The 13,092-nt window shown below is 67.5% G+C and carries 10 protein-coding genes; 4 read left to right on the top strand and 6 right to left on the bottom strand.

Translation table 11 applies throughout. The annotated features are described in order from the left end of the window. Window positions 1-27: 27 nt before the first annotated feature. Both FGX59_RS18105 and FGX59_RS18110 read right to left on the bottom strand, forming a co-directional pair. A complete protein-coding gene (locus tag FGX59_RS18105; protein WP_138468540.1) occupies window positions 28-552 on the bottom strand; it encodes a GNAT family N-acetyltransferase in 525 nt (174 codons plus the stop codon). Between the two features lie 11 nt (window positions 553-563). Next, the gene (locus FGX59_RS18110; protein WP_138468541.1) at window positions 564-1,124 is read right to left on the bottom strand and encodes a helix-turn-helix domain-containing protein; all 561 of its coding nucleotides are present in this window, start codon (window positions 1,122-1,124) and stop codon (window positions 564-566) included. A 106-nt stretch (window positions 1,125-1,230) separates the two neighbouring features. On the opposite strand from FGX59_RS18110, the gene FGX59_RS18115 reads away from it, so the two are divergent. The 4 genes from FGX59_RS18115 (at window position 1,231) to FGX59_RS18130 (ending at window position 4,999) form a co-directional block, all read left to right on the top strand. Further along, window positions 1,231-1,677 (top strand): low molecular weight protein-tyrosine-phosphatase, encoded by a 447-nt coding sequence (locus tag FGX59_RS18115; protein WP_138468542.1) that lies wholly within the window; start codon window positions 1,231-1,233, stop codon window positions 1,675-1,677. A gap of 111 nt (window positions 1,678-1,788) precedes the next feature. Continuing rightward, window positions 1,789-2,436 (top strand): VPLPA-CTERM sorting domain-containing protein, encoded by a 648-nt coding sequence (locus FGX59_RS18120; RefSeq protein WP_138468543.1) that lies wholly within the window; start codon window positions 1,789-1,791, stop codon window positions 2,434-2,436. 166 nt (window positions 2,437-2,602) lie between these two features. Then, complete coding sequence (locus tag FGX59_RS18125; RefSeq protein WP_138468544.1) at window positions 2,603-3,793, top strand: hypothetical protein; 1,191 nt, start codon at window positions 2,603-2,605, stop codon at window positions 3,791-3,793. Between the two features lie 162 nt (window positions 3,794-3,955). Further along, window positions 3,956-4,999, top strand: a complete 1,044-nt coding sequence (locus FGX59_RS18130) for a hypothetical protein (protein WP_138468545.1) — start codon at window positions 3,956-3,958, stop codon at window positions 4,997-4,999. 80 nt (window positions 5,000-5,079) lie between these two features. On the opposite strand, the gene lpdA is transcribed toward FGX59_RS18130, so the two are convergent. The 4 genes from lpdA to dld all read right to left on the bottom strand — a co-directional run bounded on the left by lpdA (window position 5,080) and on the right by dld (window position 13,091). Continuing rightward, complete coding sequence (lpdA, locus tag FGX59_RS18135; protein ID WP_138468546.1) at window positions 5,080-7,119, bottom strand: dihydrolipoyl dehydrogenase; 2,040 nt, start codon at window positions 7,117-7,119, stop codon at window positions 5,080-5,082. Window positions 7,120-7,131: 12 nt separating this feature from the next. Continuing rightward, a complete protein-coding gene (gene aceF, locus FGX59_RS18140; RefSeq protein WP_138468547.1) occupies window positions 7,132-8,397 on the bottom strand; it encodes a dihydrolipoyllysine-residue acetyltransferase in 1,266 nt (421 codons plus the stop codon). Between the two features lie 24 nt (window positions 8,398-8,421). Continuing rightward, complete coding sequence (gene aceE / locus FGX59_RS18145) at window positions 8,422-11,079, bottom strand: pyruvate dehydrogenase (acetyl-transferring), homodimeric type (RefSeq protein ID WP_138468548.1); 2,658 nt, start codon at window positions 11,077-11,079, stop codon at window positions 8,422-8,424. Window positions 11,080-11,381: 302 nt separating this feature from the next. Continuing rightward, window positions 11,382-13,091: a D-lactate dehydrogenase gene (gene dld / locus FGX59_RS18150; protein ID WP_138468549.1), complete on the bottom strand. Its 1,710-nt coding sequence runs from the start codon at window positions 13,089-13,091 to the stop codon at window positions 11,382-11,384. Window position 13,092: the final 1 nt, after the last annotated feature.

Below are 13,092 nucleotides of genomic sequence, written 5' to 3' on the forward strand. Positions count from 1 at the left end.
CCGCCTTGCCACGCGACGGTATCCGCGTCAGAGGCGCCGGTACATGTAGGTGGTCGCATGCCGCGCCCGCCCGTCCGGATCCCAGGCGAAATCCGGGATCTCCCCGGCCACCTCGAACCCCACCGAAGCATAGAGCGGCGCCGCCGCATCCCCGCTGCGCGTGTCGAGCGTCACCAGCGTCCGGCCGAGGCCGCGGGCATGGCCGAGCGCGGCCGTCATCAGCTGCCGGCCGATCCCCTGCCGCCGCGCCGCGGGATGCACCATCATCTTGGCGATCTCGCAGCGATGCGGCTGGTTCGGCGGCATCGCCGTGACAAGCTGCACTGTGCCGAGCAGCCGGCCCGCCCGCTCGGCGCCGAAAAGCACCCGCCGCCCGGCCTCGATCTCGGCGCGCACATCCTCGGCCCAGAACCGCCGCGCCTCCGTCTCGGCAAGCGGCGCCATGAAGCCGATCGCCGCCCCGCCCGCGACGCTGCCAACGAGGATCTCCGCCAAAGCCTCCAGCCTCGGGCCAAGCCCGGCGCCGTCGATCGTGATCACGCGCGTCTCCATGGCGGAACTCCTCAAGCCAGGGCGATTATGTAGCGGACCGGCGCCTCGGCCGTCTCGAAGGACGACGCACCGCGCAGGCAGTAGCGCAGGCAGTCGCCCGGCCCCAGCTCATGCGCGGCGCCGTCCACCGTCAGCCGCAGCCGCCCTTCGAGCAGCAGCAGGTGGTGCTCCTGCCCGGGCCGCGCCGGGGCGCCGTAGCTGATCCGCTGATGCGGCCCGATCGTGCATTCCAGCAGCTCCACCGTCAGCTGGCGGCTCGGCGGCGAGACATTGCGGCGGGTGAACTGCTTGCCGGGATCCTCCCAGACGCTCTGTCCGGCGCGGCGCATCAGCGGCTCGAAGCCCGGCTCCAGCGGCGCCAGCAGCTGCGAGATCGGCAGGGCCAGCGCCGTGGCCAGACGGCCGAGCGTCTCCGCCGTCGGGCTGACCTCGCCATTCTCGATCCGCGAGAGCGTCGCGCGGCTGATGCCGCTCCTGCCCGCCAGGTCCTGCAGGGTCAGCCCCTGCCCGGTGCGCAGCGCGCGCAGATGATCGGCCAGGGGCCGGATGAGATCGCTTTCCGTGTTTTCCATATCCGGGAATTAATCCCGATTCTGATCGGTGCGCAAGACAGGACGGCGGCCGCATGCTTGTTCCGCTGGCGGCAAGGCGCTACGCAGGCAGGAAAAGGAGCCCGCGATGCCGCGCATTCTCTTCGTCTGCCTGGGAAATATCTGCCGGTCGCCCGCGGCCGAAGGCGTGCTGCGCGCGCTGGAACCGGATTGGGAGATCGACAGCGCCGGGACCGGCGACTGGCATGTCGGCGAGCCGCCCTACGGACCGATGCAGCAGGCGGCGCAGGCCCGCGGCTACGAGCTCGGCGGGCTGCGCGCGCGCCAGTTCACCCGTGCGGATTTCGGCAGATGGGACCGGATCGTCGCGATGGACGACGCCAATCTCGCCAATATCGAGCGGCTGCGCCCGGCAGGGGACGGCACGGAGGTGGTGCTGATGATGGCGTTCGCCCCGGAGACCGGCATCTCCGAAGTGCCCGACCCCTACTACACCCGCGATTTCGACGGCGCGCTCGACCTGATCGAGGCCGCGGCACGGGGCCTGGCCGCGCAATCCGCCCCGCGGGACTGACCCGGGGCGGCGGCCGGAAATTTGTTTCCAAGCCGGATCCCCCCTTGCATAGACATGCGGGATTTTGAATCATCTCGTTGAAAATAAAAGATTTTTCAACCGGAGGACGATATGACAAATCCCCTTGCAACTACGTTTGGCAGTCTGGCGCTCGCCCTGGCCGCGACGGCGCCGCAGGCCGCGACGCTGCTGACGAACGGGACCGCCGATGGCGCCAGCTTCGACGACCCGGACTTCCGGGGCCTCATGTTCGACATCACGACCGGCTCGAACAGCCTGACACTGACCGACATCATCGCCACGCTTCATACCGGGGTCACCGCCGATTACGCGGTCTACTACTATGCCGGCAGCTACGCGGAGACGGAGATGGGCGCGCTCGGCGACTGGACCCTTCTCACCGCCTTCGACGACCTGACCGGGACAGGCAGCGAGCAGAGCCTCGACACCACCGATCTGCTGCTCGAGGCAGACTCCACCTATGCGCTTCTCATCCTCGGCGCCAGCGGCGGCGGCGTGAATGCCAGCTGGGACGGCTCGACGGGCGACGTGATCGCCTCCGACGACAATCTCTCGATCGAGAACGGCCTTTCGGTCAGCTACCCGCTCGGCACCTACTACTATTCCCGCGGCCTGCTGGGCGGGCTGGTCTACGAGGTGAATTCCGAAGTGCCCCTGCCCGCCTCGCTGCCGCTGCTGGCTGCCGGGCTGGGCGGCATCTGGTCCCTGCGCCGCCGGAAGGCCGCGCGGCCGAACTGATCCCCGGGGGCGGGACCCCAGACGGGCCCCCGAGCGGTTGCGGCCGGCTGCCCGGCGCGCAGAGGACGGCCCCCTGCCGGGCCAGGCCCGTTAACGCATTTCCATAAATGAATTGTTAAACATGTCGGGACCACCTTCGTCGAAGATCTTTCTGGAGCCCATTCCGATGACCACCTTCGCCAAGCTGGCCGCGCCCGCGGCCTGCCTTCTCGTCCCTGCCCTGCCGCTTGCCGCCCAGACCAGTTACCAGACCTGCATCACGCCGGGCTGGCTGGAGAAATCCGATGCCGATTTCGCCGCCGCCTGCGCCGATCTGGCCTTCAATGGCAGCCTCGAGGAACGCCAGCGCCTGGCCTGGATGTTCTTCGCCCGGGTCAACCGCCTGCTCGACGCGCCCGAGGGCAATGACGGCATGACGCCCTCGGGCAAGGTGCCGCTCTGGATGGCCTGGCCGACCGATCCCGACACGTTCCACTCCGCCAGGCCCTTCGATTTCGGCGCCCCGCCCCGCACCGACATGGAGCCGAGCGCCGAGAAGAAGGACATCGTGGCCGGCCGCGTGACCACCGCCGATCCCGACGGCGCCAACGAGGAAGTCACCCGCAACCAGATCAGCTACGACTACCTGATCGCCAAGGGGCTGACGACCAAGCTCGATGTCGCCGCGTATTTCGAGGATCACGACTATGTCGACATGCCGGTCGGCACGATCGAGCTGAAGGCCTCCTGGCTGCAGGTCGCCGATGGCAGCCCGGCGCCCGAGGGCGCGCTGACCTATGATTTCGACAGCGGCACCTATTGGTGGCGCGGCCTGCATATCATGGTGAAGATGGCGCCGCTCCCTGATCCGGGCGACACCTTCTACAGCGAGGATCCCAGCTGGTTCTGGACGACCTTCGAGTTCAACGCCAATCCCGGCGTCGCCCATGTGCGCGAGACGCTCATCACCCAGCGCGCGCCGCTGCCCGGCGGCCAGATCGCCGAAATCCTGGCCGCCGCCGGGCTCGGCGGCGAGGGGTTCGACCGCTACGCCCCGAACGGCACCCAGATCCGCTTCACCGAGAACGGCACGGGCGCGGTGCCGGTCGTGCTCGGCCATACCGACATGGAGGATTTCGCCGGCGGCCCGAACACCGCGCAGCCGCAGTACTGGACCGGCTTCCAGGCGAGCTGCCATGCCTGCCACGCCACCGCTGCCTACAACCCCGCAAGCGGCAGCTTCTTTCCCTTCTCGGTGCCGGTAGGCGCGCTGCATCCGGGCTACAACGTCGCCGACAAGGCCGGGATCGTCCAGTATCTGGGCCAGGGCTTCAAGCCGCTCGACTTCATGTGGCCGATCGCCTTCCAGGCGCGCTGAGCCGCCGGGCGCCCCGGCCCGGACCGGGGTGCCGCATCGCCGCAGGGGCGGGATAGAACCGTTCCTTGCCAGGAACTTGCACATCCCCTGTCGCACGGACGGCCTTGACAGCTGCCCGGACGGCTGCTCCCGTCATGCCATCGCAGACATGGGGGAGCGGCCATGCCGGACAGCCTCAGGCACAGCATCCTGGACGCGCATGTCGCGCTCTGGGACCCGCAGGCCGCCCGGGCGGAGCCCGCGGACGGCAACGGGCGGCGCTACCTCGGCCGCGACGGCGGGATCCGCTGGAAGATCATCCCGCGGGGCACGCCCGGCGAGGGGTTCTGGGACGCCGTTTCCGGCGGCGACCTGCGCGCCGTGCGCGAAGCGGCCGGACGGATCCTGCTGAAGCGCGCGCTGACCCCGCCCGAAACCGGTGCGCTCTGGCGGGAGGAGGACCGGCGCGACCCCTATCTCGCCTCGGCGCTCTTCACCCTGCCCCATGGCGGCCCGTCCGCCGAACGGCGCGATCTCGGCCGGATGGGCCCGGATTTCATCGTCATTGGCTCGGGCGCAGAGGGCGCGGCGACGCTCTACGACCATATCTGCCGCCATCCGAAGATCATGGACCGCCGCCCGGCCGAGATCGGCTATTTCACGCTCCGGCGCCATCAGGGCGAGGCCTGGTACCGCCAGTTCTTCGCCGGCCGCCGGGACGGGATGCTGGCGGGCGAGGCCAGCGCCTCATATTTCGACCGCCCGCTGCCCGGCACCCCCGGCCGCATCGCCGCCCTGGCGCCCGGGGCCCATCTCTTCCTGATCCTCGCCGATCCCGTCCGTCGCGCCATCGAGGAATACTACGCGGCGCCGCCGGACCCTGCCGGGCCTCGCGAAGAGCTGACCGTCGCCCGGCTGCGCGCCGATCTGGAGCGCGGCGCCGCCTATCTGCAGACCGGCTTCTACGACCAGCGCCTGCCGCTCTGGCAGGACGCGATCGAGTCCGGACGGCTGAGCATCCTCGCCCGGTCCCAGCTGGAGAAGAGCCCGACCGAGGTCGCCGCCGCCGCCTGGAAGGTGCTCGGCCTGCCCGAGGCCAGCCCCGCCCTTCCGCAGCAGCGCCGCGCCGGCCATCCCGCACCGGCGGAGGACGTGCTCGACTTCCTCGGCAGCCTCTACCGCGGCACGGCCGAGACGCTCGCCCGCGACTACGGCGTGCTTCTCTGACCCCCTGAACGCGAAACGCGCCCCCGGAGGGGCGCGCCTGGACGTCACGGAGCCGAGGGGCGCCCGCAGGCGCCGCCCGGTCAGTGCTTCTTCTTCTTCGGCGGCATCAGGTCGGTGATCGTGCCCTCGAACATCTCGGCCGCGAAGTTCAGCGTCTCCGACAGCGTCGGGTGGGCGTGGATCGTATGGCCCAGATCGACGGCATCCGCCCCCATCTCGATGGCCAGGGCGGCCTCCGCGATCAGGTCGCCGGCATTCGTGCCGACGATGCAGGCGCCGATGACGCGCTGGTCCTCGGGATCGAAGAGCAGCTTGGTCATGCCCTCGGAGCGCCCGTTCGACAGCGCCTTGCCCGAGGCCGCCCAGGGGAAGACGCCCTTCTCGACCTTGATGCCCTTGGCCTTGGCTTCCGTCTCGGTCAGGCCGCACCAGGCAACCTCCGGATCGGTATAGGCCACCGAGGGGATCAGCCGCGCGTCGAACCAGCGGTTCTCGCCGGCGCAGACCTCGGCCGCGACCTTGCCCTCATGCACCGCCTTGTGGGCGAGCATCGGCTGGCCGACCACGTCGCCGATGGCGAAGATATGCGGCACGCCGGTGCGCTGCTGCTTGTCGACCGGGATGAAGCCCCGCTCGTCGACCAGCACGCCCGCCTTCTCGGCATCGATCAGCTTGCCGTTCGGACGGCGGCCGACCGCGACCAGCATCATGTCGAACGTATCCTCGAAGGTCTTGCCGTCGGCGCCCTCGAACGTCACTTTTAGCCCCTTCTTCAGGGCCTCGACATTGGTGACCTTGGTCTTCAGGTGGATATTCTCGTAGCGGCCGCCGATGCGGGTCGCCAGCGGCTTGACGATGTCCTTGTCGGCGCCGGGGATGATCTGGTCCATGGATTCCACGACCGTGATCTTCGCCCCGAGCGCGTCATAGACGCAGGCCATCTCCAGCCCGATGATGCCGCCGCCGAGGATCAGCATGCGCTTCGGGATCTGCCGCAGCTCCAGCGCGCCGGTCGAATCCACCACCCGCGGATCGTCCTGCGGGATGAAGGGCAGGCTGACAGGCTCCGAACCGGCGGCGATGATGCACTGGTCGAAGGAGACGGTCCTGGTGCCCTCTTCGCCCGTCACCTCGATCATGTTCGGCCCGGTGAACTTGCCGGTGCCGGTCACGATCTCGACCTTGCGCGCCTTCGACAGGCCGGTGAGCCCGCCGGTCAGCTGGCCGACGACCGAGTCCTTGAAGGCGCGCAGCCCGTCGAGATCGATCTTCGGCTTGGAGAAGCTCACGCCATGCGCGCCCATCTCCTCGGCCTCGGTGATCACCTTGGCGACATGCAGCAGCGCCTTCGAGGGGATGCAGCCGACATTCAGGCAGACCCCGCCCAGTGTCGGGTTCTTCTCGATCAGGATCACCTTCTTGCCCAGATCGGCCGCGCGGAACGCCGCCGTGTAGCCGCCCGGGCCGGAGCCCAGAACCACCACCTCGGCATGCAGGTCGCCCTTGCCCGACGCGGTGCCGGTGGCGGCGACGGCGGCAGGCGCCGCCGGCGCAGCCGCGGCCTTCGGGGCCTCGACGGCCCCGGAGGACGCGCCCCCCTCGCCTTCGAGCACCATGATCAGCGAGCCCTGCGAGACCTTGTCGCCCTCGGCGACCTTGATCTCCTTGACCACGCCGGCCGCGGGCGACGGCACTTCCATCGTCGCCTTGTCGGATTCCAGCTCGATCAGCGCATCTTCGGCGGCAACCGTGTCGCCGACCGAGACCAGCACCGAGACCACCGGAACATCGGTGAAATCGCCGATATCCGGAACCGTCACCTCGATCGCGCCGCCGCCGGAGGATTTCGCCTCCGGTGCGGCCGCCGGGGCCGCGGGGGCCTCCGCGGCGCCTTCGGCCTCGAGCACGATGATCAGCGTGCCCTCGGAGACCTTGTCGCCCTCGCCCACCTTGATCTCCACGACCTTGCCGGCCGCCGGAGACGGGACTTCAAGCGTCGCCTTGTCGGATTCGAGCTCGATCAGCGGATCCTCGGCGGCGACGACGTCGCCGACCGAGACCAGGACCGACACCACGGGAACATCGGTGAAATCACCGATATCGGGTACTTTGACATCCATCGGTAGCTCTCCTTACCACATCAGCTTGCGCATGTCGCCGAGCAGCGTCTTCAGCGTCACGCAGAAGCGGGCTGCCAGCGCGCCGTCGACGGCCCGGTGGTCATAGGAAAGCGACAGCGGCTGCATCAGGCGCGGCACGAATTCCGAGCCGTTCCAGACCGGCGCCATCTTCGAGCGGGTCAGCCCGAGGATCGCGACTTCCGGCGCATTGACGATCGGGGTGAAGGAGGTGCCGCCGATCCCGCCGAGCGACGAGATGGTGAAGGTCGCGCCCGACATGTCGCCGCCCTTCAGCTCGCCCTTGCGGGCTTTGCCGGAGAGCTCCATCAGGTCCTTGGAAATCTCCACGAGGCCCTTGCGGTCCGCGTCCTTGATCACCGGCACGACCAGCCCGTTCGGCGTGTCTGCCGCGAAGCCGATATTGTAGAAGTTCTTCTTGATCAGCTTGTCGCCGTCGGGATGCACCGAGGAATTCAGTTCCCAGTGCTCCTTCAGCGCCGAGACCGAGGCCTTGATCACGAAGGACAGGAGCGTGACGCGATAGCCGTTCTCCTTGGCCATCGTGTCCATTTCCTTGCGGTACTTGTCGAGCTCGGTGATATCCGCCTCGTCGTTATGCGTGACCGCCGGGACGTTCAGCCAGGAGCGGTGCAGCGCAGGGCCCGAGATCTTCTTGATCCGGGACATCTCCACATTCTCGACCGGGCCGAACTTGGAGAAGTCGATCGCCGGGACCGGCGGGATGCCCATGCCGCCCGAGACCGCGCCGCCGCCTGCGGGCGCCGCTGCCGGGGCGGCCGCCTTCAGAGCCTTGGCGATGTCCTCGCGCAGGATGCGGCCCTTGCGGCCGGTGCCGTTCACCTTGGCCAGGTCCACGCCGACCTGCCGCGCGAAGGCGCGGACCGACGGCGAGGCATGCGCCTTGGAGAAGCCGCTATCGGTGACGGAGGCCGGAGCCGCCGCCGCCGGAGCGGCCGCAGGCGCCGCGGCCGGGGCCGCCTTCGGCGCCTCGGCTTTCGGCGCTTCCTTGGCGGCCGGGGCGTCCGCGCCCTCGAGCACCATGATCAGCGAGCCTTCCGACACGCTGTCGCCCTCGGCGACCTTGATCTCCTTCACGACGCCGGCGGCGGGGGAGGGAACCTCCATCGTCGCCTTGTCGGATTCGAGTTCCAGAAGCGCGTCTTCCTCGGCGACGGTGTCTCCGACGGAGACCAGGATGCTCACGACCGGAACGTCCTTGAAATCGCCGATATCCGGAACCTTAACTTCGATTGCCATAGTCTTGTCTCCTCGTCCGCTGCCTTACACCAGGCGCGGGTTCGGCTTTTCGCCGTCGATCTCGTACTTCTTCAGCGCCTTCTCGAGCTGGGCCTTGGTGACGCTGCCTGCCTTGTAGAGGTCCACCATCGCCGCGGCGGCGATATGGTTCGGATCGACCTCGAAGAACCGCCGCAGGTTGACGCGGCTGTCCGAGCGGCCGAAGCCGTCGGTCCCGAGGCAGGTGAAGCTGCGCCCTTCGGGGACGAAGCCGCGGATCTGCTCGGCATAGTTCTTCATGTAGTCGGTGGCCGAGATGATCGGGCCGGTCGACTTGGCAAGCTGCTCGGTGACGAAGGCCACTTTCGGCTCCGCCAGCGGGTTCAGGCGGTTGAACCGCGCCGCGTCCTGGCCGTCGCGGGCCAGCTCGTTGTAGCTGGTGGCCGACCAGATCTCCGCGGTGACGCCGAAATCTTCCTGCAGCATCTCCGCCGCCTTGATCGCCTGCACCAGGATCGTGCCCGAGCCCATCAGCGTGACGTGCTTCTTGCCCGGCTTCGCGACCTCCTTGAGGCGGTAGAGCCCCTTGATGATGTCGCCTTCCGAGCCCATCGGCATGTCGGGGTGGCTGTAGTTCTCGTTCATCAGCGTGAGGTAGAAGAACACGTCCTCCTGGTCCTCGTACATCCGCTTCAGCCCGTGCTGGACGATCACCGCGACCTCGTGCTGGAAGGTCGGATCATAGGTGACGCAGTTCGGGATGGTGCCGGCCAGGATGTGGCTGTGCCCGTCCTCGTGCTGCAGCCCCTCGCCGTTGAGCGTGGTGCGGCCCGCGGTGCCGCCCAGCATGAAGCCGCGGCAGCGGCTGTCGCCTGCGGCCCAGGCGAGGTCGCCGATCCGCTGGAAGCCGAACATCGAGTAGTAGATGTAGAACGGGATCATCGGCACGCCATGCACCGAGTAGGAGGTCGCCGCGGCCATCCAGTCGGCCATGGCCCCGGCCTCGTTGATCCCTTCCTGCAGCACCTGGCCGTTGACGCTCTCTTTATAGAACATCATCTGGTCGGCGTCCTGCGGGGTGTAGTTCTGCCCCAGCGGGTTGTAGATCCCCACCGAGCGGAACAGCCCCTCCATGCCGAAGGTGCGGCTTTCGTCCGGGACGATCGGAACGACCTGCTTGCCGATCTTCTTGTCGCGCAGGAGCGTGGTCAGGATGCGGACGAAGGCCATCGTGGTCGAGATGTGGCGGTCGCCGGTGCCCTGCAGCTCTTTCGAGAAGGCGTCGAGCTTGGGGATCTCCAGCTTCGGCGCGTCGTGATGGCGTTTCGGGAACTCGCCGCCAAGCGCCTTGCGGCGGTCGGCCAGATAGGCCTTCTGGGCGTTGTTCAGCTTGACGAAGGGCGCCTTCGGCAGATCCTCGTCGGTGACCGGGATGTTGAACCGGTCGCGCATCGCGCGCAGCTGGTCCTCGGCCATCTTCTTCTGCTGGTGGGTGGTGTTCTGGCCTTCGCCGGCCGTGCCCATCCCGTAGCCCTTGACCGTCTTCACCAGAAGGCAGGTCGGCTGGCCCTTGACCTTGGTCGCGCGGTCGAAGGCGGTATAGACCTTCTGCACGTCATGGCCGCCGCGGCGCAGATCCCAGATCTGCTCGTCGGTCCAGTCCTCGACCAGCGCCGCCGTCTCCGGGTACTTGCCGAAGAAATGCTCGCGGATATAGGCGCCGTTCTTCGACTTGAAGGTCTGGTAGTCGCCGTCGATCGTCTCGTCCATCAGCTGGCGCAGCTTGCCGGACGTGTCCTTCTCCAGCAGCTCGTCCCAGCCGCGGCCCCAGAGAAGCTTGATGACTTCCCAGCCCGCGCCGCGGAAGGCGCCTTCGAGTTCCTGCACGATCTTCGAGTTGCCGCGGACCGGGCCGTCGAGGCGCTGCAGGTTGCAGTTCACCACGAAGATCAGGTTGTCGAGCCCTTCGCGCGCCGCCAGGGAGATCGCGCCGAGGCTTTCCGGCTCGTCCATCTCGCCGTCGCCGAGGAAGCACCAGACCTTGCGGTCCGACTTCTCGATCAGGCCGCGGTTCTCCATGTATTTCATGAAGCGCGCCTGGTAGATGGCGCAGAGCGGGCCGAGGCCCATGGAGACGGTCGGGAACTGCCAGTAGTCCGGCATCAGCCAGGGGTGCGGATAGGAGCTGAGCCCGCCGCCGCCCGATTCCGAGCGGAAGTTCTCCATCTGCTCTTCGGTCAGGCGGCCCTCCATGAAGGAGCGCGCGTAGATGCCCGGCACGATATGGCCCTGGAAGAACACCAGGTCGCCGAGATTGGTCGCGGAGCGGGCGCGCCAGAAATGGTTCAGGCCGACATCGTAGAGCGCTGCCGAAGAGGCGAAGGACGCGATGTGGCCGCCATATTCGGAGCTTTCCTTGTTCCGCCGCACGACCGTGGCCATGGCATTCCAGCGGTTGATGGTGCGGATCCGCCATTCCATTTCAAGATCGCCCGGATAGTCAGGCTGGTCGTCCACGGGGATGGTGTTCTGGTAGGGCGTCGTCGCGGAGAAGGGCAGCATCGCGCCAGCGGCGCGGGCCTGCTGCACTGCCTTGTCCAGAAGGAAATGAGCACGATCGGCTCCGTCCCGCTCGATGACGTCGGCAATTGCCTCCTGCCATTCCTGGGACTCTACCGGATCGATATCTGGCTGATCTTTCATGGAATCTCTTCCCGTGCATGAAGCACACCGAGAGAACCCGCTGAATCGGCCCCTCCCCGTGCTGTTTCTCCCGGGCAGGAGACGCGGAAAAGGCGGTTTTTCCAGCCCAGGCATTCAATTCTTGGCGATTATTTTCTTGCGCGGTCCAGCGTGCGTCGCTAGCAATCTTCCGCGCAAGATTATTTCGCTCTTGATCTTCGTTTTGCCGTTATTTTCAAGGCACTAGATACTGGATACAGTCAGCGTTCTTTACCTACAAGACCGGTCTGGACGCCGACACCCCCCTCGCCGCATAACCGCCCTTACCGGCATGCATGGCAAGAATTATCTGTCCCATAGCACTTGTCACGCGACATTTTACCTATGCCCGGATTCATGGAATTGGTCGGGTCGCAGGCCCTATAATGCGCAGCGAGGTCCGGTTTGGCCAGATAGAGATGGCCGACATTGTGCTCGGCCGGATATTCCGCGCCGCGGGAATCGAGAATCGCCAGCATTTCCGCCTTCAGCGCTTTCGCGTCCACTCCCTTCCGGACGATGTAGTCCTGGTGCAGGACGTGGCACATGAAATGGCCGTAATAGAGACGCGCCACCAGCTTGTCCGAAATCTCCGCCGGCAGCTCTTCCAGCCAGTCGCGGTCGTTGCGCCGGAGCGCGATGTCGAGCGCCAGGATGTCCTCCACCTCGCCGGAATGGATGTGCTGGTAGCGGATCGCGGCCCCCGCGGCGGCAAAGCGGTTCAGCCCGGCGATCTTGGCCTCGCGCGGCGCGCAGGCGAAGAAGGCGCCCTCCCGGTCCTCGAAGAACGCCGGCAGCAGCGCCTCGGCCTCGGCGATGCCGCCGTCATGCATCTTCAGGATCAGGTGGTGCTCGTAGCGGTCGCGGTACTGGCGCAGCCGCAGCGGCAGGTGCTCGGGCCAGAGCCCGGCGAGAAACTGCATGAAGCGGTCGGTGAAGCCCTTGGTCGGCCCGAACTTGTTCAGCCGCGCATCGACCGCCCCCTTGATGGCGAAGAAGGCCGGCAGCCGGTCGGTGCCGAGCTTGTCGATCATCACCACCGTGTCCTTGCCGTATTTCGCCGAGATGTCGAAGATCTCGCGCTGCATGTATTCGGCCGAGACCGGCAGGGTCTCGAATTCCGACAGGATGCGGCGGCGCAGCTCGGTCAGGTCGGCCGGATCGTTGGTGCCGATATAGAAGACCTGCTCGGCCCCGTTGACCGGATAGGTGTCGAGGCGCACGGCGAAGACCGCCAGCTTGCCCGCGCAGCCCGCCGCCTCGTAGAGCCGCCGCTTGTCGGCATTGAACCGCGCGGGGCTGGCCGCATCGACATCGCGCACCCGCGCGGCATAGTCGGTATCCGAGGCCTTGCGGTTGGTCGGCGCGGGCGCCTCGCGGTTGTAGTCGCCGCGCTCCAGCCGGGTCAGCATCTCCTCGGGACTGGCGCCGAGCTCGATCCCCAGATGGTTCACCAGCTCCAGCTCGCCCGCTTCGTTGATCCGCGCGAAAAGCGCCAGCTCGGTATAGCTCGGCCCCCGCTCGACCAGCGAGCCGCCCGAGTTGTTGCAGACCCCGCCGGTGATCGAGGCGCCGATGCAGCTCGAGCCGATCTCGGAATGCGGCTTGCGGCCGAGCGGCTTCAGGAGCTTCTCCAGCGAGAACAGCGTCGCGCCGGGGAAGCTGACGATCTGGCGGCCCTGCTGCAGGGTGTGGATCGCGTCCATCCGGTTGGTGTTGACCAGCACCACGCCGCGGTCGTAGCGGCCCTTCGGCGTCGACCCCTCGGTCAGGCCGGTATTGGCCGCCTGCATGATGACGATCTTGTCGGCCGCGACGCAGGCCTCCAGCACCTTCCACTGCTCCAGCAGCGTGCCGGGACGGACGACGGCCAGCGCCTCGCCCTCGCCCGAGCGGAACCCCTTGCGGAACCGCTCGGTCGCCTTCTCGCCGGTCAGGACGTGGCGGCGCCCGACCACGCTCCTGAGGGTTTCCACCAGATCGTGATCGGTCATC

Source organism: Poseidonocella sp. HB161398, from assembly GCF_005870025.1.
Classification (GTDB): Bacteria; Pseudomonadota; Alphaproteobacteria; order Rhodobacterales; family Rhodobacteraceae; genus Mangrovicoccus.